The sequence below is a fragment of the Oceanithermus desulfurans genome, assembly GCF_014201675.1.
GTDB classification, from domain to species: domain Bacteria; phylum Deinococcota; class Deinococci; order Deinococcales; family Marinithermaceae; genus Oceanithermus; species Oceanithermus desulfurans.
Genome location: NZ_JACHEZ010000002.1, coordinates 84,997 through 104,644 on the forward strand (window position 1 = coordinate 84,997; position 19,648 = coordinate 104,644).

17 protein-coding genes are annotated in these 19,648 nt (G+C 70.6%); 7 read left to right on the forward strand and 10 right to left on the reverse strand.

What is annotated here, in order from left to right; genetic code table 11:
* The first annotated feature begins 7 nt into the window (after positions 1-7).
* Positions 8-946 (forward strand): MBL fold metallo-hydrolase, encoded by a 939-nt coding sequence (locus HNQ05_RS02770; RefSeq protein WP_147145697.1) that lies wholly within the window; start codon positions 8-10, stop codon positions 944-946.
* On the opposite strand, the gene dnaB is transcribed toward HNQ05_RS02770, so the two are convergent.
* Entirely contained in the window at positions 943-2,301 is a 1,359-nt protein-coding gene (dnaB, locus tag HNQ05_RS02775) for a replicative DNA helicase (RefSeq protein ID WP_147145695.1), read from the reverse strand. The genes HNQ05_RS02770 and dnaB overlap by 4 nt on opposite strands.
* Positions 2,302-2,477: 176 nt before the next feature.
* Between dnaB and HNQ05_RS02780 the strand changes: the two genes are divergently transcribed.
* Entirely contained in the window at positions 2,478-4,811 is a 2,334-nt protein-coding gene (locus HNQ05_RS02780) for a PKD domain-containing protein (RefSeq protein WP_183677571.1), read from the forward strand.
* A 66-nt stretch (positions 4,812-4,877) separates the two neighbouring features.
* Here HNQ05_RS02780 and rplI read toward each other — a convergent pair whose 3' ends face one another.
* From rplI to HNQ05_RS02825, 9 genes are all read right to left on the reverse strand, one after another.
* Positions 4,878-5,333 (reverse strand): 50S ribosomal protein L9, encoded by a 456-nt coding sequence (gene rplI / locus HNQ05_RS02785; RefSeq protein ID WP_147145690.1) that lies wholly within the window; start codon positions 5,331-5,333, stop codon positions 4,878-4,880.
* A 10-nt stretch (positions 5,334-5,343) separates the two neighbouring features.
* Positions 5,344-5,598, reverse strand: a complete 255-nt coding sequence (rpsR, locus tag HNQ05_RS02790) for a 30S ribosomal protein S18 (protein ID WP_147145688.1) — start codon at positions 5,596-5,598, stop codon at positions 5,344-5,346.
* Positions 5,595-6,410, reverse strand: a complete 816-nt coding sequence (locus HNQ05_RS02795; protein WP_147145686.1) for a single-stranded DNA-binding protein — start codon at positions 6,408-6,410, stop codon at positions 5,595-5,597. The genes rpsR and HNQ05_RS02795 overlap by 4 nt, the downstream gene beginning before the upstream one ends.
* A 19-nt stretch (positions 6,411-6,429) precedes the next feature.
* Positions 6,430-6,738: a 30S ribosomal protein S6 gene (gene rpsF / locus HNQ05_RS02800; RefSeq protein WP_013456829.1), complete on the reverse strand. Its 309-nt coding sequence runs from the start codon at positions 6,736-6,738 to the stop codon at positions 6,430-6,432.
* A 100-nt stretch (positions 6,739-6,838) separates the two neighbouring features.
* Positions 6,839-8,527, reverse strand: coding sequence for a right-handed parallel beta-helix repeat-containing protein (locus HNQ05_RS12285; RefSeq protein WP_147145684.1), 1,689 nt, complete (start codon positions 8,525-8,527; stop codon positions 6,839-6,841).
* A gap of 127 nt (positions 8,528-8,654) precedes the next feature.
* Positions 8,655-10,367 (reverse strand): polysaccharide lyase domain-containing protein, encoded by a 1,713-nt coding sequence (locus tag HNQ05_RS02810; RefSeq protein ID WP_147145682.1) that lies wholly within the window; start codon positions 10,365-10,367, stop codon positions 8,655-8,657.
* 80 nt (positions 10,368-10,447) lie between these two features.
* Complete coding sequence (locus tag HNQ05_RS02815) at positions 10,448-11,188, reverse strand: S-adenosylmethionine decarboxylase (protein ID WP_147145680.1); 741 nt, start codon at positions 11,186-11,188, stop codon at positions 10,448-10,450.
* Positions 11,185-12,093: a spermine/spermidine synthase domain-containing protein gene (locus HNQ05_RS02820; protein ID WP_246104080.1), complete on the reverse strand. Its 909-nt coding sequence runs from the start codon at positions 12,091-12,093 to the stop codon at positions 11,185-11,187. The genes HNQ05_RS02815 and HNQ05_RS02820 overlap by 4 nt, the downstream gene beginning before the upstream one ends.
* 58 nt (positions 12,094-12,151) lie before the next feature.
* Entirely contained in the window at positions 12,152-13,342 is a 1,191-nt protein-coding gene (locus HNQ05_RS02825) for a serine hydrolase domain-containing protein (RefSeq protein ID WP_147145678.1), read from the reverse strand.
* 134 nt (positions 13,343-13,476) lie between these two features.
* Here HNQ05_RS02825 and HNQ05_RS02830 point away from each other — a divergent pair, with 134 nt between their 5' ends.
* The 5 genes from HNQ05_RS02830 to HNQ05_RS12290 are packed head-to-tail and all read left to right on the forward strand — an operon-like array spanning position 13,477 to position 19,648.
* Positions 13,477-14,622: a class I SAM-dependent rRNA methyltransferase gene (locus tag HNQ05_RS02830; protein ID WP_147145676.1), complete on the forward strand. Its 1,146-nt coding sequence runs from the start codon at positions 13,477-13,479 to the stop codon at positions 14,620-14,622.
* Positions 14,623-14,656: 34 nt separating this feature from the next.
* Positions 14,657-16,600 carry a monovalent cation:proton antiporter family protein gene (locus tag HNQ05_RS02835; protein ID WP_147145674.1) on the forward strand — a complete coding sequence of 648 codons (1,944 nt, stop codon included), beginning with the start codon at positions 14,657-14,659 and terminating at the stop codon, positions 16,598-16,600.
* Positions 16,601-16,625: 25 nt separating this feature from the next.
* Complete coding sequence (locus HNQ05_RS02840) at positions 16,626-17,351, forward strand: (Fe-S)-binding protein (protein ID WP_147145672.1); 726 nt, start codon at positions 16,626-16,628, stop codon at positions 17,349-17,351.
* A complete protein-coding gene (locus HNQ05_RS02845) occupies positions 17,341-18,726 on the forward strand; it encodes a LutB/LldF family L-lactate oxidation iron-sulfur protein (protein ID WP_147145670.1) in 1,386 nt (461 codons plus the stop codon). The genes HNQ05_RS02840 and HNQ05_RS02845 overlap by 11 nt, the downstream gene beginning before the upstream one ends.
* Complete coding sequence (locus HNQ05_RS12290; protein WP_183677573.1) at positions 18,719-19,648, forward strand: LutC/YkgG family protein; 930 nt, start codon at positions 18,719-18,721, stop codon at positions 19,646-19,648. The genes HNQ05_RS02845 and HNQ05_RS12290 overlap by 8 nt, the downstream gene beginning before the upstream one ends.

Genomic DNA, 19,648 nt, shown 5'->3' on the forward strand with positions numbered 1-19,648 from the left:
TGAACCCATGCGCCCCCTCGTCCTGGGCAGCGCCGGCTCGCAACCCACCCCCAAGGCGGGCTGCGGCTGCCGGTTGTGCACGCTCGCCCGGCGCGAAGGCGGCCGGGCGGTGCGCACCGGCCCCAGCCTCTACCTGCCCGAGGCGGACCTGCTGATCGACACCCCCGAGGAGGCCAACCTGCAGCTCACCGGCCACGACCTGGCCCCGCGCCGCGTCGCCTGGACCCACGCCCATCCCGACCACGCCGCCGGTCTGCGGGTGGTGCAGTTCCTGGCGCAGGCCTCGGGAAAACCGGTCGAGGGCTGGCTGCCGCGGCCCCTCTATCCGGTGCTGGCCGAGCGCTACCCGCTCGCCTACCTGGTCGACGCCGGCCACCTGGAGCTGCACCTGGTGGCGCCGGACCGACCCTTCGAACTCTCTGACGTCCGGGTCACGCCGCTCGCGCACGCACACGAGGAGCCCGTCTTCGCCTACCTCTTCGAATCGGACCGCGGCCGCGGCCTCTACGCCCCCGACCACCTGCGCAGCCTGCCGCTGCCCGAGGGACCGCTGGACTGGGCCGTGGTGCAGATGCCCATCCCGCCCCTGGACGCCCTCCCCTTCGAGCTCCCTCCCGAGCACGAGGCCTGGCGGAGCTTCTACACCTTCGACGAGGCGCTGGAGGCCTGGCGCGGCCGCACCCGCCGCTTGGTCTTCACCCACGTCTACGAAAGCGTGGGCATGACCCCCGAGGAGCTGGACGCGGTGGCGGCGCACGCGGGAGGTTGGGTGGGTTTCGCCCACGACGGCATGGAGATCGCTCCGGAACCGGCTTACGACGCGGCGGCGCGGCTCGAAGCCTTCCGCACCGAACAGGCGCGCATCGAGGCGGCCTACGCCGATGACCCTAAACGCATGCGTGCTGAGCTGCGCCGGTTGTGGCAGCGGTTCAAGCCCCGAAGCTAGAAGTCACCGTGCGCCAGGTCGTTGAAGCGCACGTGGGCGGCGTGGAACTGCAGTTCGACCGTGCCCACCGGACCGTTGCGCTGCTTGCCGATGATGATCTCGGCGATGCCCGCCTTTTCGGAGTGTTCGTTGTAGTAGTCGTCGCGGTAGATGAAGAGAACCAGGTCGGCGTCCTGCTCGATCGACCCCGACTCGCGCAGGTCGCTGAGCATGGGGCGCTTGTTGGGACGGCTCTCCACCGCGCGGCTGAGCTGGGAGAGCGCCACCACCGGCACCTCCAGCTCGCGCGCCAGGCCCTTGAGCCCGCGGCTGATCGCGGCGATCTCCTGCTGGCGGTTCTCGCCGCTGCGGGTGGACTGGCCGCCGCTCATCAACTGCATGTAGTCGATGACGATCAGGCCCACCTTGTGGTGCACCGCGAGCCGGCGCGCCCGGGCGCGCAGCTCCATCAGGGTGAGGCCGGGGGTGTCGTCGATGAAGACCGGCGCTTCGTAGATGCGGCCGGCGGCGGTGACCAGCCGCTCGTAGTCGCGGTCCGAGAGCTGCGCCTGGCGGATGCGGTTCATGTCCACCCGCGCCTCGCTGGAAAGCATGCGCAGCACCAGGTCGATCGCGGGCATCTCCAGCGAGAAGAGCGCCACCGGCGTCCCGTCGCGCAGCGCCACGTTCTGGGCGATGGTAAGGGCGAAGGCCGTCTTGCCCATCGAGGGGCGGGCGGCGATGATGTTGAGGCTGCCCGGACCCAGCCCTCCGATCATGCGGTCCAGGTCGGCGAACCCGGTGGCCAGCATGTCGCCGGCAACCCCGTGTTCCCGCAGGCGGGCGATGCGCTCGTGGGCTTCGGTGACGAGCTCGCGCATCTCCTGGAAGTCGTGCCGGGGCCCGTGGGTGGCCACGTCGAGGATGAGCTTCCCCGCCTGGTCGACGATCTCCTCCACGCTGCCGGCCTCGTCGTAGGCCAGCCGCATCACCTCGCCGGCGGCGGCGATGAGGCGCCGCAGCACCGCCTTCTCGGCGACGATGCGGGCGTAGTGCTCGGCGTAGGCGGCGGTGGGGGTGGCCTCGCTCAGCCCCACCAGGTAGGTGAGGCCGCCCACCTCGTCGAGCTCGCCCGCCTTCTTGAGCTCTTCGGAGAGGGTGACCAGGTCCACCGGCTCGCTGCGCGTGCGCAACGCCTCCATGGCCCGCCAGATCTTGCGGTGGGCCTCTTTGTAGAAAACGTCGGGCGTGATCAGGCCTTCGATGCGGTCGATGGCCTCGTTGTCCACAAGAGCCGAGCCCAGCACGCTGGCCTCGGCTTCCAGGTTGTGGGGGGGGATACGCCCCGTGGGCAGGCTTCTCGCCGGTTCGGCCATGATATCGAGCTCCCGATACGTCCCCCTAAAGGGACCTTATGCTACCAGCGACCGGTCCGCGGGTGGTGAAAACGAACGCGGCTGCAGTAGGATGGCCGCAGGCGACGCACCCGGCCGCGCCGGCGCGCCGCCCCCGGAACCCTGCCGCCAACCTGTACCCGGGACGAGGAGCACACGTGAACCAACGCTGGAACCCCACCCTCCGCCGTGCGGCCAGGGCCCTGGCCGTCGTATCCGGGCTGTGGCTGCTCGCCGCCTGCACGAACCCGTTCCAACCCGATCCCGTCACCTGGGAGGTCGAGCCGGACACGCTGCTGTTTCGCGGGGCTGCGGGCGTTACCGCTCCCACCGCCTCCTTCGTCCTGCGCAACGCGGGCCGCTCCGCCGCCGACTTTCGCGTCGAACCCAGCAGCGACTGGATCCTCGTCGAGCCCAAAACCGGCCGGCTCGCCCCCGGCGCGTCGGCCACGCTGCGCGTCGGCGTGAGCGGCTGCACCGACGCGGAGCTGCGCGCGGGTCTGATCGCCGTCAGCGGGCCGGGCGCGCGCGCCACGGTGCGCGTGGTGCACGAATGCGCCAGCGACAACGCCCCGCCGACCGCGGTGCTGACGGCGTCGCCACAGCAGGGAGCGGCGCCGCTGCGCGTCGTCTTCAGCGTGGAAAGCTCGGACCCCGACGGCGACCTGCTCGACTGTGAGCTCGACTTCGGCGACGGCACCGCGCCCGCACGTGTCTGCAGCGGGGAAACGGCGCACAGCTACCTCGAGCCCGGCGGGTACACCGCGGTCTTGACCGTCAGCGACGGCAGCACCGGCACCCAGGCCACCCGCACGATCGCGGTGGGCGCCGTCGATGCGCCCACCTGGGTGGCCGAACCCACCCAGCTGACCTTCGACGCGGTCGTCGGCGGAACCGCCCCCGACCCTCAGAACCTGCGCCTCCGCAACGCCGGGGGCGCCGCCGGCTCGTTTACGGCGACCGCCGATAGCGCCTGGCTCACGGTGAACCCGTCGGCCGGGACGCTGGATCCCGCGGCGGAGACGCTGCTCGCCGTCCGCGTCGCCGCCTGCGAGGCGGCCGGCCGCACGAGCGCCCGCCTGACCCTTGCGGGCGGGGGCGCCCAGACCGAGGTCACGGTGGTGCGCAACTGCGCCTCGCCGCAGAACCGGCCGCCGGCCGCCGCCCTGGCCGCCGACCCGACCACGGGGGCACCGCCCCTGACCGTGCGCTTCACCACCTCCGCCTCCGACCCCGACGGCGACGCGCTGACCTGCAGCCTCGACTTCGGGGACGGCTCCTCGGCGGCCCTCGACTGCGGCACCGCCGTCGGCCACACCTACGCCGCCGCCGGCCGGTACACCGCGGTGCTGACCGTCCGCGACGGTCAGGGAGGCACCGCCCGGGCGGAGCAGACGGTCGAGGCGGCGTCGCCCAACCAGCCGCCCTCCGCCACGCTTTCCGCCGACCCGGACTCCGGCACCGCCCCGCTGAACGTGACCTTCGCGCTCACGAGCTCCGACCCTGACGGCGACGCGCTGACCTGCAGCCTCGACTTCGGCGACGGGCAGAGCCTGGCGCGCTGCAGCGGAAGCGTCGCCCACAGCTACGACCAGCCCGGCACCTACCGGTCCGTCTTCTCGGTCGAGGACGGCCGCGGCGGCCGTGCCTCGGCGGAGGCGCTGGTGCGCGTCGCCGCTCCTTCCAACCCGGGAGCCTTCGACATCCAGATCCTGTTCGTCGAAGAGCCCGCCGACCCCGACGTGCGCGCCGCCTTCGAAAACGCCGCAGTGCGCTGGGAACAGGTCCTCACCGGCGACCTGCGCGACGTCCAGGCCAACGTTTCCGCGGGGTCCTGCCTGGACAGCAACCCCGGCTACCAGGGAACGATCGACGACCTCCTGATCGTAGCCGACGTGGTGCCCATCGACGGCGCCTACGGCATCCTGGGCAGCGCCGGGCCCTGTTACGTGCGCGGCGACGCCGGTCAGGCGGACTACTACCTGCCCTACTTCGGGATCATGAAGTTCGACTCGGCCGACCTGGACCGCATGAAGCAGAACGGAACCCTTGAGGTCGTGATCCTGCACGAGATGGGGCACGTGCTCGGCCTCGGCACCCTCTGGGAGGCGGGGCCGTTCGCCTTCCTGAACCACAACGCCGCCAGCTGCCAGGACGCCAGCGACGTCACCTACGACGGCCCCGCCGCCATGGACGCCTGGCACGCGCTCGGGGCGGTGGGCGAGGTGCACGTGGAGAACACCGGGGGAGCAGGGACGAAGTGCGGCCACTGGCGCGAGGCCACCTTCGACACCGAGCTGATGACGGGGTGGATCGACGGCGCCGTCGCGCCGCTGAGCCGGGTGACCGTCGGCAGCCTCGCCGACCTGGGGTACGCGGTGAACTACGCTGCGGCCGACGGCTACGCGCTGCCCAGCGGCGACCTGGCGCAGCTGGCGGGCGGCGAGCGGCTCGAGGAGGTCCTGATCCTGCCGCAGCCCCCGACCCCCTAGCCCGGGCAGCCACACGCGCGAAAACCGCCGCCCCCAAGGGCGGCGGTTCCGTACGGCGGGGAACGGTTAGCCGCCGTTTTCTTCGCTCTCGACCACGACCTTGAGCTGGATGGGCACCTCGGGGTGCGGCTTGTAGACCAGCTCGTAGCTGCCCAGTTCCTTGATGGGCTTGGCCAGCAGCAGGCGCTTGGGGTCGATGGTGATCTCGTGCTGCTTTTCGAGCGCCTCGGCGATGTCGCGGCTCGTGACCGAACCGTAGATCTTCGTCTCGCCCGCCTTGACCTTGAGGGTCAGGGTGAGCGGCTCGAGGATCTCCTTGAGGCGCTCGGCCTCGGCCTTGCGCTCGGCGGCCTTCTTGGCCTGGGCGCGGATCTTGGCCTCGAGCGCCTTGAGGTTGGCCTCGGTGGCGAGGGCCGCGAGCCCGCGCGGGAGCAGGTAGTTGCGGGCGTAGCCCGGCTTGACGTTGACGACCTGGCCCACGTCACCGAGTTTTTCCACGGGTTCGAGCAGGATGACTTTCACGCGGGGCCTCCTACTTACGGACCAGCTTCTCGGTGAAGGGGATGATCGCCAGGATGCGCGCGCGCTTGATCGTGGTGGCGAGGCGCCGCTGGTGCTTGGCGCAGGTGCCGGTGCGGCGACGCGGCAGGATCTTGCCGGTCTCCGAGATGAAGCGCTTCAGCATCTTGGCGTCCTTGTAGTCGGTGATCTCCAGCTCGCCGGTGCAGAACTGGCACACCTTGGGTTTGCGGAACCTGCGGGGTCCGCGGGGTCTTCTGCTGCTCAAAACGGTAAATCCTCCTCCGGTGGGAAGTCTTCGAGGCCTTCGTCGATATCCACCCCGCCCGTCTGGGCCTGCTTGGCAGGGGCACCGGTCCCACCACTACGTCCGGGGCCACGTGCGAGGCGTTCGAGCCGGTTGGCTTCTACGCGGGTGGTGAAGCGGCGCTCTCCGGTCTGCGTCGTCCACGAGTCGTTGACCAGGCGTCCCATGACGAAAAGGCCGTCGCCCTTCTTCAGGTTGGCGGCCCACTCGGCGAGTTCGCGCCAGGCCTGCACGTCGAAGAAGTGCGTCTTCTCCTGCTCGCTGCCGCGCGAGACGTAGCGTTCGTTCACCGCCAGGCCGATGCGGATGACCGCGGTGCCCTGGGGGGTGTAGCGCAGCTCGGGGTCGCGGGTCAGGTTGCCGATCAGGACCACCTCGTTGAGGCCTTCGCGCAGGCGCTCCTGACCACGGGCGTCGGAGACGGTCTGTTCGTCCCCCTTGTCCGCCCGGTCGAGCACCTCGATGCGGTCGACGCGCACGTCCACCGCGCTGCGGCGACCGCCTTCGGCCTCCCAGCTGCGGTAGTCGAGGCGGCCGTCCACCAGCACCGGGGTGCCGGCGGTGAGCTGCTCGACCAGCATCTCGGCGTAGCGCCCGAACATCTTGACCCGGTGGTACCAGGCCAGCTCGCGCTCTTCGCCCGTCTCGGTGGTGACGCGGTCGTTGCCGGCCACGGTCACCTCGAGCACCGCCAGACCGCCCGGGGTGTAGCGCATCTCCGGGGTCTGGGTCACGGTCCCGATCAGCAGGATTCGGTTCAAACCTTTCGCCATAGGAACATTCTAGCTTAAGCTAGCCCTTCTTGGTCTTCCACTCGGGTCGGTCGCGCACGATGAGCACACGCCGCACGTTGTCGCGGATGCGCAACTCGGCTTCCAGGGGCGCGGCTTCGCCCGCCTCCATCTCGACCGTATAGAAGATGTAGTAACCTTCCGGGTCCTTCTCGATGGGGTAGGCGAGGCGGCGGTTGCCCCACTCGTCGATCGCTTTGACCTCGGCCTTGTGCTTGTCCAGCGCCGCCTGGATCATGTCCTTCTCCAGCTGCAACTGGGTCGGCTCGAGGTTGGGGTTCAGGATGATCCCCACGTCGTACTGTGGCATGTTCACCCCCTTTCGTTCGTGGGCTGGCCCGACGCGGGCCGCAAGGTTTGATTATAGCAGCTCGCCGCCCCCGCGGGGGCGGCGAGCGGAGGAGGGGGCCTTAGGGCAGATCGCGCGCGCCCAGGTCGCGGACGTCGGGGCGCTCCTCGGCCTGCAGGTGGCGCAGGTACTGGTAGTCGACGGCGGGCAGGCCGTCCGGAAGCGGCTGGGCCTGGTCGCGTACCAGCGGGGTGTCCACCGGGTCGAGGGTGGTGAGGTCCAGGGGCACGGGCGCGCCGGCGACGTCGAGGAGGTTTTCGACGCCGGTGACCGTGGGGCCGTCGGCGGCGCTGCCGTAGTAGCACTCCTCCTGTACCGCGACGTCCTGCCAGGTGTTCGTGAACCAGTTCACCCCGAAGTTGATCGTTCCCTGGTTGGTGTCGTCGAGGCAGAAGTAGGACGGCTCGCCCGTCTCGCCGGCCACGTAGACGATGTTGTTGAACATCTCTACGGTCTCCAGCGAACGCGAGGGGGCGTCGCGGTTGCCCAGGTAAAAGAGCCGGAAGCGCCAGACGTCGTCACGATCCTGCAGAACCAGAACAGTATTGTTGTAAAAGTAGAGAGTCCCGTTGTGGGAAAGCGCCGGGTCGTTGTCGCTGCCGTAGTGGACGATGTTGCCCGCGGCGGTCTCGCTGCCGACGTGGCGGAAGAAGTTGCCGTAGACGTAGGTCTTGCGGTAGGCCGCGTCGGCTTCTTGCACCTTGGCGAGGCGGTCGGGGTCGAGGTCGGGGCAGTTGTTCACGTCCGTGCAGCCCAGTTCGCGCAGGTACTCGGAGACGAGGTACCAGGGTGCGGCGTCCTCCACCTCGACCAGGTCGAGCATGCGGGCGCTGCCGGAGTCGAACCAGTTGTAGCGGATCGTCGAGCCGGCCACCCGCTCCTTGAGGGTGACCCCGTCGGAACCGGGGGCGTTGGGGCCGAAGCGGTTGTACTGGTAGACGACCCCGATGGCCTGGATGTAGAGGCCGTGCTCGAGGTAGCTCCCGGGCTGGCCGTGGCCGTGCAGGTAGTTGCCCTCGATGAGCAGGTTGCGGGTCAGGTGGGCCTCGTTGTAGCCCTGCGACATGGTGAAGATGCCGTTGCCGCAGTTCTCCAGCTCGTTGCCGCGGATCACCACGTTGTCGGCGGCCTGGATGCGGATGCAGGCGGCGCCGTCTTCGTAGTTGTCCGTGGTGCCGTTCATGCGGGTGTAGCTGAAGTTGTTCTTGACGTTGCGGATGTGCAGCCCCTCGATCACCACGTTGTGAACCTTGAGGTCGTAGTCCGGGTTGTACAGCATGATCATGGCCAGCCCCTCCATGGGGCCGTAGGTCGTGTAGGCGTCCGCGTCGTCGGGGTCGTTCACCGCGCCGTCGCCATCCAGGATCGGGCGTTCGCCGTTCGGTCCGGGCACACCGCACAGGCGAATAGGCTGGTCTTCGCTGCCGTCGGTGCGGATCACGATCTTCTCGCGGTAGGGCTCCTCGCGGTAGAAGATGCGCACCGTGTCGCCGGGGCCCAGTTCGTCCCAGGGTACGTCGGCCGGGGTGGCGTAGGTCTGCCCCGGGCCGACGGGGTAGTCCTGACCACTTCCGGTGTGCTCGCAGACGACCGGGTTGTAGGGCGGGGGATCGTCCCCGCCACCGCCTCCTCCGCCACCGTTACCGTTGCCGTTACCGTTACCGTTGCCGTTGCCCGGCTGGCAGGCGGCCAGCAGAAACAGGATCGTGAGTACGGGGACCGTCCACCGGATGCGTAGATTCTTGAGCATATATCCTCCCCTACTTTACGTAGGTAAGGACATATTACCATATATTGTGTTAATTATATTTAACACCTACCTTAACAATAATCCCGTATCAACCGCGTCGAAACGTTGCGCGGTGAGGCACCTTGAGCTACTGGGACGCCCCAATGTTGTTACGGCCGTCCAGCCCGAGCGCGGTGCGCAGGTCGAATCCGTAGAAACGCTCGAAGAGGTCGAAGGCGCTCGAGCTGCGCTCGGTGGCGTTTCGCGCCGGGCTGCCTTCCCGCAGCGAGTAGTCGTGCGCGGCCTCGTCGGTGAACAGGGGGTCGGCGTGCCGGTTGCCCGCGACGTTGAGGTGGTTGGCGTTGATGCGGCTGAGGAAGGGAAGGTCCAGCCCGTCCACCTGGTAGTAGAGGTTGTCGTAGGCGGTGAAGGTGACGGTCAGGTAATCGTTGGCGGTGATGTAGGAACTGCCCCCCGAACCGTTGGTGGGATCGAAGTTGCCGTAGAAGATGTTGCCGATGAACTCCACCACGTTCTCCTGGCGGTTCTGGGCCTTGTAGACGGGAGCGCGACGCGTGTACGGGGTGGCGAGGTTGCTGACGAAGGTGTTGTAGAGCACGTAGGTTTCCGGCCCCGCGGTGGCGCTGTTGCCCGATTGGAAGCTGAGCAGTCCGTTGCAGTCGTAGGCGGTGTTGGCGATCACGAAGTTGTAGTCGTAGAAGGTGCCGTAGAAGTTCTCTTCGTTGCCGCGCACGCCGATGCACTCGCCCCCGCCGCCAATCAGGCGGTTGGCGATCGCCCAGTGGTAGCCGGTCCAGAAGCCCTCGCTGTCCTGCGAGAGGATAATGACCGTCTCCCGCACCGGCGTGACGACCTCGTTGCCGCTGATCACCACGTGATAGGAGTTCTTGAGGTCGACGGCATTCTCCGAGACGCCTTCGAAGCGGTTGCCGGCGATCCAGACGTAGTGGGGCGACTTCGCGGCGTTCTGCCCCTCGCCGCTGCGCTGGCTCGGGGTCTTGGAGTTGCCGCCCTGGATCGCGTCGCCGTCGGAATCGCCGAAGACGTTGTCCACGATCCAGACGTACCGCGCGTACCACGAGGGGCGCACCTGGTGCGCCTCGCCGCCAAGCGGGCCGCCGTCGGAGGGTCCGATGTTGTCGAAGCGGTTGCCGTAGACCATGACGTAACGGATCTCGCCCTGCGCGTCGCCGGCGATGTCGATCCCGGCCCCGCCGCCGTCGCTGCCGTCGCCGACGATGGTGCTGTTGCGCACGGTGATGTAGCGGCTTCCCGGCAGGATGTCGATCCCCGAGCGCACCACGTTGAGCTGCAACCCGTCGAAGATCACGTGCCGGCCCTGGACCTCGACCGCCGGCTGGGCGCTCGAGGTGAGCCCGCCGCCGCGCCCGGCGAACCAGCAGGGGGCCTGGGCGGTGCAGGCGGTGGCGTCGACGCGCAGCGTGCGGGTCGCGGAGGCCTGGCCGCTGAAGCAGACGACGTCGCCCGCGGCGAGCACGAGGTCGCGCGGCAGCGCCTCGCCCGCGGCGTACTCGGTGGTGCAGCGCTCCGGCGCCGGGGTGGGAATGGCGACGGGGTCGTACCCCTCCCATCCCGGCGCCGCGCGGGGCGTGGGCAGATCGGGCATGATGCCCGCGGGCAGGCTGTCGGTCGTGGGATCGGGGCAGGGAACGCCGGGGTAGTCCGCGGCGAAGCCGCAGCTCCCGCCGGCGCCGCCGCCCGGCCCGCCTCCGCCGCCGGATCCGCCCGCGCCGTCCGTTCCACCGGGCTGGCAGGCGGCCAGCAGGATAGCCAGCGCCCAGACGAGCGCCGTACGGATCAAGAAAGGGTTCGTTGGCATGCGTCCTCCTTCGCTAAAGCGTGTAGGCGCATGCTATCACGCGTCGCCGGTCTTTGGAACGCGCCCGTAATCGGTAAGGTTCAGAGGCCGCGGTAGACCGCCGCCATCTCGTCGAGGACGCCCTGCAGCTGCACCTCGTCCACGGGCTTTGCGGGAGCGAAGTACTCGGAGGGGTCGATCCGGGTACGCAGCAGCTTGAGCTGCCAGGTGTGGGCGGCGGGCAGCGCGCGCTCGACGCGCTCGAACTGGGCGAGGATCTCCGGGTCGATGAAGCGGGTGATCGAGGGCACCTCGTGGTCCATGAAGACGTGCGAGCCGTCCTCGGCGCGGGTGTAGCCGCGCACCAGGTAGTCGATGACCACCACGTCGGTGTCGAAGAAGCGGAAGATCTCGTCGAGGGAGCGCAGCGGGCTGATCTCGCCGCAGGTGGAGAGCTCGATGTCCACGCGGAAGCCCAGGATCCCCTCGGGGTGGGCGAAGTCGGGGTAGGTGTGGGCGGCGATGTGGCTCTTGTCGAGGTGCATCCGCACCGAGGAGGCCCAGGCGGGCGCCGCGCCCGAGCCCGCCTCGTCGGAGAGCAGCAGCAGCGCGCTGGCCCCGTAAGGGTCGTAGTCCTGCTCGCTGGAGGCGAGCACCTCGGCGTCGATGATATCGGCAATGCGCTCCAGCAGCGCGCGCACGCGCGCCGCGGCGTAACGTTCGTTCAGGTAGGCGGCGTAGCTCTTGCGGTCGTCCTCGTCTGTCGCCACCACGAAGTCGTAGAAGCTGAAGCTGAGCAGCTTGCGCAGGTTGTTGAAGCCGCTGAGCTTGAGCCGGCTCATGCCCCGCCCTCCAGCGCGGCCGTCAGGCGGCGCGGCAGCGCGAAGGCCGCGGCCAGGGCCTCGGGGCCGGTGGCTTCGAGGTCGAGCCCCCGTTCGCGGGCGCGCAGCTCGAAGAGCGCCCGGTGCTCGGCGTAGCCGCCGGGAATCAGGTCGGCCGCGCCCGCGAGGACGTAACCCCAAAGGCCGGTGAAGCTGGGCACGTAGATCCCGTAACTGTGCACCCGGCTGAAGGCCTGGGCGAGCGAAGCGCGTACGCGGCGGTGCCCGCGGATCGCCCCGGGGGCGAGCGGCCCCGCCTGGGTGGCCAGCACCGCCCCCGGGGCCAGAGCCGCGGCCAGGCGGCGGTAGAACTCGGGAGCGTACAGTCCCGACGCCGGCGATTCCGCATCGCTGGCGTCGATGAGGTCGCCCACCACCACGTCGAAGCCGCCGGGGGTGTGCTCGAGGTAGCGCACGATGTCCTCGTGCCGCAGCTCGAGCCGCGGGTCGTCCCAGGCCCCCTCGGCCCAGTCGGGGATGAGGCGCCGGCACAGACCCACGAACTCCTCGTCCAGGTCGACCATCACCACCTCGCTCACGCTGGGGTGGCGCAGCACCTCGCGCAGCGTCGCCCCCTCGCCGCCGCCCATGATGAGGACCCGCCTGGGGGCCGGGTGGGCCAGCATCGCGGGGTGCACCAGCGCCTCGTGGTACAGCCCCTCGTCGGCCTCGCACGACTGCAGGTCGCCGTCGAGGGCGACGCAGACGCCGTGGACCTTGCTCCGGAAAAACAAGTAGTGCTGCCAGGCGGTGCGCCCTACGGCCAGCACTTCTTCGATTTCATGCCTTACCTGATCGCTGGGGTTGAGGTCTTGCCTGAGCTCGAGCATTTCACCTCCCGCGAGCCCGAAGGGCCCCGTCTCCACCGCCCACTCTACAAAAAGCGGCGGGGCGCCGGGCCCCGCCGCTCGCGCGCCGCCGCCGCTACGGGCCCGCCACCGCCGCCTGGTAGGCCTGATCGAGAAGGTCGCAGGGCATGGGCGCGCCGTTGCCGACCGAAGAGTTCACCAGCAGCACCGCCTCCACCTGGCGCGGGTACCAGATCGCGCAGGTGTGCTGTTCGTTGGCCAGCCAGGGGTAGGCCTTCTTGTCCACGTACCAGCTGTAGTAGTCGCCCCGCTTGCGCAGCCGCGCGGTGTCGGGGTCGCCCGTGCTGACGCGGTTGTACCAGCCCAGGGCCTGCTGCGCCATGCGGTCGCGCGCCTCGTCGTCCAGGATCCCGTCGTCGTAGCGGGCGTAGGCCAGCAGCTTGGCGAGCTCCACCGCCGACATGAACAGGCCGCTGTGGCCGCCGCAGTCCTTGAGCGCCCGGCTGGCGTCGGTACCGGGCTGCGTTGGGTTTTCGAAGTCGTAGTAGAGGGCGTAGTTGCCCGCGCTTTGGAAGCTGCACTCCACCCGGCCGATGCCCAGGGGCAGCAGGATCTGCTCGTTGAGCATGGCCACGTAGAGGGCGCCGGCGGTGTTCTCGTTCACCTCGAAGGGCGACAGCCCCGCCTTTTGGAACAGCCGCGGGATCAGGATGCGGAACAGCGCCGGGTTGGCGTTCTTGTAGTCGCGCGGGGAGCCGGGCATCGCCCCCAGGCCGACGACGTACTCGAGTCCGCTCCAGCCGTTGCCCCAAAGCGCCTTCTCGGCGTCTGTGAGCCCGTCGAAGATCTGCCCGAAGCCGCTCGTGTGCGCAAGCAGGTGCCGGAAGGTGAGGGGGTTGCCGCCGGTGAACCCCGGCCCCACCGCCCAGGCGTCGGGCAGCCAGGGAGCCACGGGGCTCGCGAGGTCCACGTAGGCGTACCCCAACGCGTCGTTGATGCGGCGCATTGCCTGCAGGAAGAAGATGGCGTTCACGGTCTTGCTCACGCTGGCCAGAAGCTGGCGGGTGCCGGCGGCCATGGCCTGCTCGCCGTCGACCGCCCGCCGGGCCAGGCCCCAGGCCCCCGAGCGCGCCAGCTTTCCCTCGTGGTTGATCGCGTAGGAGAAGCCCACCACGTTGCCCTCGTAGGCGTTGCGGAGGTACTGCTCCATGAGCTCAGGGTCGAAACCGCCTTTGTCGCTGATCCCTCCAGGGTTCTTGGGCGCGCCGCACGCGGCCAGCACCAGAACCAATACGCTTACGATCATTCCGTACCTCAACACGACCCTCACCCCCTCGGCCCGCCCACGGGGGGGCGGTAGGACGAGCCTAGGGGCGGCCCCGTTGCGAAAGCGTTGCCACAGGTGGGCCCGCCGCGGCCGCCGGGGGTATGCTGCGGCGGATGAAGCTCCCCACCCTGACCCTCGACCCCTCCCTGGAGCCGGCGCTGGCCTCGGGCCACCCCTGGATCTACCGCAACCACCTGCCGCCGCAGCGGCTCGAGGACGGCGATTGGGTGCGGCTCGTCGCCGGGCGGGCCGAGGCCGTGGGGGTCTACGACGCCCAGGGGCAGGTGGCCGTGCGGATCTACGCCCGCGCCGGGGTGCCCGACGCCGCCTGGTTCGCCGCCCGGGTGGGCGAGGCTCTGGCGCTGCGCCGGAAGCGGATCCCGCCCGAGACCGACGCCTACCGGCTGCTCGCGGGCGAGGGCGACTTCCTGCCCGGCCTGGTGGCCGACCGCTACGGGCGCTACCTGGTGGTGAAGACCTACAGCTCCGGCGTGCGCCGCGCGGTGCTGCCGGCGGTGGTGAAGGCGCTGGGACGCGCGGAGCGGCCCCGGGGCATCGTGCTGCGCGCGGCCGGGGGGCTCGAGCCGCTCTACGGGGAGCCGCCCCCGCCGAAGCTGACCGTGCGCGAGCACGGCCTGCGCTTCCTCGCCGACCTTTACCACGGCCAGAAGACCGGCCTCTTCCTGGACCAGCGCGAGAACCGCCGCACGGTGCGCGAGCTGGCCGCCGGGGCGCGGGTGCTCAACCTCTTCGCCTACAACGGCGGCTTCTCGGTCTACGCCCTTGCCGGGGGCGCGGCCTTCGCCCGCAGCGTCGACTCGAGCGAGGGCGCGCTCGCCGACGCCGAGGAGAACGCGCGGCTGAACGGCTTCGCGGAGCGGCACGAGGGCGTGCGGGCCGACGTCTTCGAGTTCCTGGACGCGCACGAGGAGCGCTACGACCTCGTCGTCCTCGACCCCCCGTCGCTGGCGCGGAACCGCGGGCAGCTGCGGGCGGCGCTGCGGGCCTACACCCGGCTGGGCGCGGGCGCGCTGCGGCGGGTGCGGCCGGGCGGCTGGCTGGCCGCCGCCAGCTGCACCGCCCAGGTGAGCCCCGAGGCCTTCCGCGAGGTGCTCGCCGAAGCGGCGCGGCGCGCCGGGGTGCGCACCCAGATCGTGCACGAGGCCGGCCACGCCCCCGACCACCCGCTGCGCCCCGAGTTCCCCGAGGGCCGCTACTTGAAGTTCGTCGTGCTGCGCGTGCTGGAGCCCATCGGGTAAGCTGCTAGGTGTTCCGCTCCCGGCGGACCGTCCTATGGAAGCCCTCAGCGAAATCCTCGTCCTCGTCGGCGGCTTTTTCATCCTGGCGCTCGCGGCCAACACGATCGGGCAGTACGTCACCCGCTACAACCTGCCGCTGATCAGCGGCTTCCTCTTCGCCGGGATCCTGATCGGGCCCTACGTGCTGGGGATGATCAGCCGCGAGGAGCTCGAGCGCCTGCGCTTCGTCGACGAGATGGCGCTGGCCTTCATCGCCTTCGCCGCCGGGGCCGAGCTCTACCTGGGCGAGGTGCGTCCGCGGCTGCGCCCCATCGCGGTCATGACCGCGGTGCAGACCGTCACCATCGCGATCGCGGGCGCCTGGGCCGCCTACCACCTCTTCGGCTTCATCCCCGACCTCGGCGAGCCGGCGCGCCGCGCGGTGGCGCTGATGACCGGGGTGGTGCTGGTGGCGCGTTCCCCTTCCTCGACGATCGCCATCATCAACGAGCTGCGCGCCAAGGGCCCCTTCACCCAGCTGGTGCTGGGGGTCACGGTCGTGACCGACGTGGTCGTCATCGTCCTCTTCACCCTGGCCTACGAGCTGGCCCTCGTCTGGGTGCACGGCCGGCCCCTGGGCCTGGGCTTCCTGCTGCTGCTGGCGGTGGAGATCGCCACCTCGGTGGCGCTCGGCTACCTGCTCGCCGCCTTCTTCCGGCGCCTCATGGGCACACGGTTGCACGCCTGGTTCAAGGGCGCGGTCGTGCTCGCCGCGGGGTACGGCATCTTCGTGGTGAGCCACCTGCTGCGCGAGACGAGCGACCGCTTCCTGCACGCCCCAGTGACGCTCGAGCCCCTACTGATCGGCATGATCGCCAGCTTCCTGCTCGTCAACTACACCGGCTTCCGCGACGAGTTCTCCAAGATCCTCGAGGACCTGGGGCCCGCGGTCTACATCGCCTTCTTCACCCTCACCGGCGCGGGGCTGGCGCTCGACGTGCTGGGCCGCGCCTGGCCCATCGCCCTCGCCCTCTTCGCCGCGCGCATGGCGGGCATCTTCTCCGGCTCCTTCCTGGGCGCGCTGCTGGCGCGCGAGCCCCTGCGCCACGCCAGCTATTCGGGCCTCGCCTTCGTGACCCAGGCGGGGGTGGCCCTGGGGCTCACCAAGAAGGTGGCCGACGAGTTCAGCGGTTTCGGCGAGCCCTTCGCCGCGGTCATCGTGGGGCTGATCGTGCTCAACCAGCTCGTGGGGCCGCCGCTGTTCAAGTGGTCGCTGCTGGCCGTGGGCGAGGCCCACCCGCGGGGTCACGGCGAGTTCGACGGCGTGCGCGACGTCATCCTCTTCGGCGACGACGACCAGACGCTCGCCCTCGCCCGCCGCCTTACCGACGACGGCTGGCAGGTGCGGCTGGCCACGCCCGACCCGGAGCGCGCCAACGAGCTGGCGGGGGCGGGGTTTCCCGTCGTGGCCTACCGCGAGCTCGACGACGCGACGCTGGCGGCGCTCCAGGCCGAGGGGGCCGACGCCGTCGTCTGCCTGCTCTCCGACGCCGAGAACCACCGCATCTGCGAGACCTTCTACGAGAAGTACGGCACCGAGAGCCTGGTGGTGCGGCTCGCGGACCGCGAGTGGGCCCCGCGCTTCGCCGAGCTGGGGGCGCTGGTGGTGGACCCCAACATGGCCACCCTGAGCCTGCTCGAGCAGTTCGTGCGCGCCCCCCAGGCGGCCAGCCTGCTGCTGGGCCTGGAGAAGGGCAAGCAGGTCGTGGACATCGAGCTGCGCGACCCGGCGCTGCACGGGGCGCTCCTGCGCGAGCTGCGGCTGCCGCCCGACACCCTGGTGCTGGCCATCCACCGCGAGGGGCAGGCCATCGTCACCCACGGCTACACCCAGCTGCGCCTGGGCGACAAGGTGACCGTTATGGGCAGCCCCGAGAGCCTGCGCGAGGTGGAGCTGAAGTTCGCCGCCACCCCCACCCCGCCGGGGCGTTCGGCCTAGCTGCACCGGTATAATCGCCCCATAGATGCGGGTCTGCTTCTTCGTCACCTGCCTGGCCGACCAGTTCTTCGCCGAAGCCGCCGCCGACGCGGTGCGGCTCTTGCGGGCGCTGGGCGCGGAGGTCCGCTTTCCCCGCGCTCAGACCTGCTGCGGCCAGCCCGCCTACAACGCCGGGCACTGGGACGAGGCGCGCAAGATGGCCGCCCACACCCAGGAGGTCTTCGAGGGGTGTGACTACGTGGTGCTCCCCTCGGGTTCGTGCACCACGATGCTGCGGGCCTACAGCCCGCGGCTTTTCGAGGGGGACCGGCCGCGCTACGAGGCCGCCCTCGACCTGGCCGGGCGCAGCTACGAGCTGGTGGAGTTCCTGGTCAAGGTCCTGAACGCCGAGAGCGTAGGGCGCGGACTCGCGGGCCGGCGGGTGGCCTACCACCACGGTTGCCACGTGAGCCGCGAGCTGGGCGTGAAGGAAGAGCCGCTGCGGCTCTTGGAGGCGGCCGGGGCCGAGGTGGTGCCCTGGGAGGCCGACCAGGAATGCTGCGGCTTCGGCGGCGTCTTCGCGGTCAAGAACGCCCCCGTCAGCCTGGCCATGGCCGACCGCAAGCTCGACACCGTGCCCGAGGTCGACGTGCTCACCTCGGCCGACGGCGCCTGCCTGCTGCACCTGGCGGGACGCGCGAAGCAGCGCGGGCTGGGCGTGCCGGTGCGGCACGTCGCCAGCCTGCTTTGGGAGGCCCACCGTGGCGGTTAAAGGGTACAAGGCAGCGGCGCGGCGCGCCCTCGAGCAGCAGCCCGAGGTGCGCGAGGCCGTCACCCGCGCCACCCTCCACTTCGACCAGAACCGCGAACGCGCCTTCGGCGAGGTCGAGGCCGAGGCCTGGCGCGACTGGGCCGCGGCGACCAAGCGCCACACCCTGAGCCGGCTCGACGGCTACCTCCTCGAGGCCGAGCAGCGCCTTTCCGCCCGCGGCGCCGAGGTCCACTGGGCCGAAGACGCCGAAGACGCCCAGCGGATCCTGCGGGAACTGGTGGGGCGCTACGGGGTGCGGCGGGTGGTCAAGGGAAAGAGCATGCTCAGCGAGGAGCTGGAGGTCAACGGGCTGCTCGAGCGCCTGGGCGTCGAGGTCTTCGAGACCGACCTGGGCGAGTACATCATCCAGCTCGCCGGCGAGCCCCCCAGCCACATCGTCGGCCCGGCGATCCACAAGGGGCTCGAGGAGATCCGCGCCCTCTTCCGCGAGAAGCTGGGTACGCCCCCGGACGCGAGCCCCGAGGAACTGGCCGCCGCCGCCCGCCGGGTGCTGCGCGAGGCCTTCCTGACCGCCGGGATGGGCATCAGCGGCGCCAACTTCGTGGTGGCCGAGACGGGCACGGTGGTGCTGGTGGAGAACGAGGGCAACATCCGCCTCACCACCAGCGCCCCCAAGGTGCACGTGGCGCTGGTGGGGATCGAGAAGCTGCTGCCGCGCGCGTGCGACCTGGAGGTCTTCCTGCAGCTGCTGGCGCGCGCGGCCACCGGTCAGAAGATCGGCACCTTCGTGAGCCTGATCAACGGTCCGCGGCGGCCGGACGAGCCCGACGGCCCCGAACACCTGCACGTCGTCTTCGTGGACAACGGGCGCACCAGCGTCCTCGCCGACCGCGAGATGCACGAGGCACTCAGCTGCATCCGCTGCGGCGCCTGCCTCAACGCCTGCCCCGTCTACCGCCAGACCGGCGGGCACGCCTACGGCCAGGTCTACTCGGGGCCCATCGGCATCGTGCTCACCCCGGGGCTGAAGGACCCGGCGCTGGCCGACGAGCTGGGCTACGCCTGCAGCCTCTGCACCGCCTGCGCCGACGTCTGCCCGGTGCGCATCCCCCTGCCGAAGCAGATCCTCGCCTGGCGGGTGCGCAGCGCCGGCCGCGCCCCGGCGACGGAGCGGGCGGCCTTCCGCAGCTACGCTGCGCTGATGACCCGGCCGCGTTTCTACAAGCTCTCGGGCAAGCTGCTGCGGCTCGCCGCACCCCTCACCGGCGCGCCCTGGCTGCCCGTCCTGGGTGCCTGGGCCGCGGGCCACGGGGCGCTCGAGCCCAGCCCCAAGAGCTTCCGCGAGATCTGGGAGGAGGAGTTCGAAGGTGCCTGACGCCAAGCACCGCATCCTTCGCCGCGTGCGCCGCGCCCTCGCGGGGCGCTGGCCGGTGGAAGCGCCCACCGGCCCCTGGCGCCCCGCGGTGGAGGCCGCGGGTGCGGTGGCGCGCTTCCTCGCCCACGCCGAGGCCGGCGGCGTGGAGGCGCGGCGTTTCGAGAGCCCGGACGCCGCGCGCGCCTGGCTTTCGGACTGGGCCGCGGCCTTTAAGAGCGCCGCGACCAGCCCGCGCGTGCCCGCCCCGCTCGCCCCGCCGCTGCCGGCGGCGCCACCGGAGGAGGCCGAGCTGGGCGTGAGCCGCGCGCTCGCCGCGGTGGCCGACACCGGCAGCGTGCTGCTCTCGAGCGCTGAGGGCCGGCGGCTGCAGCTGCTGCCGCCGGCGCACCTGGTCTGGGTGGACGAGGCCGAGGTCGTCCAGCACCTGGGCGAGGTGCTGGGGCGGCTCGCGGACGACCCTCCCAGCGCCCTGGCGCTGCACTCCGGCCCCAGCAAGTCGGCCGACATCGGCCAGATCATGGTGCAGGGGGTGCACGGCCCCGGGCGGCTGGTGGTGGCGGTGGTGCGCGGCCTGGTCGAGCTGGAGGCGCGGCCCGTGGAGGAGGCCAAAACGGACCGGGGGGCCTCTTCTCCCACCCCCGATGCGTTCGACTGGGAGGCCGTACGCGCCCTCAAGGGTCGCCGCCTCGCCACCAAGCGCGGCGACGCCTTCACCGTCGAGAAGGTGACCGAGAACACCGCGGTGGTGCGGGTGGGCTCGAGCGGCAAGACCTACACCCTGCGCCGCCGCTGCCTGGAAAAGGCCGCCCGCCTGGCCGCCGCCGGCACCCCCCTCGCCGGCCCGGTGGCCTACCGCAAGCTCGCCTGCAACGAAGCCCCCGCCTACGCCTGGGCCGTTCTGCGCGCCCTCGGCCGCGTCTGA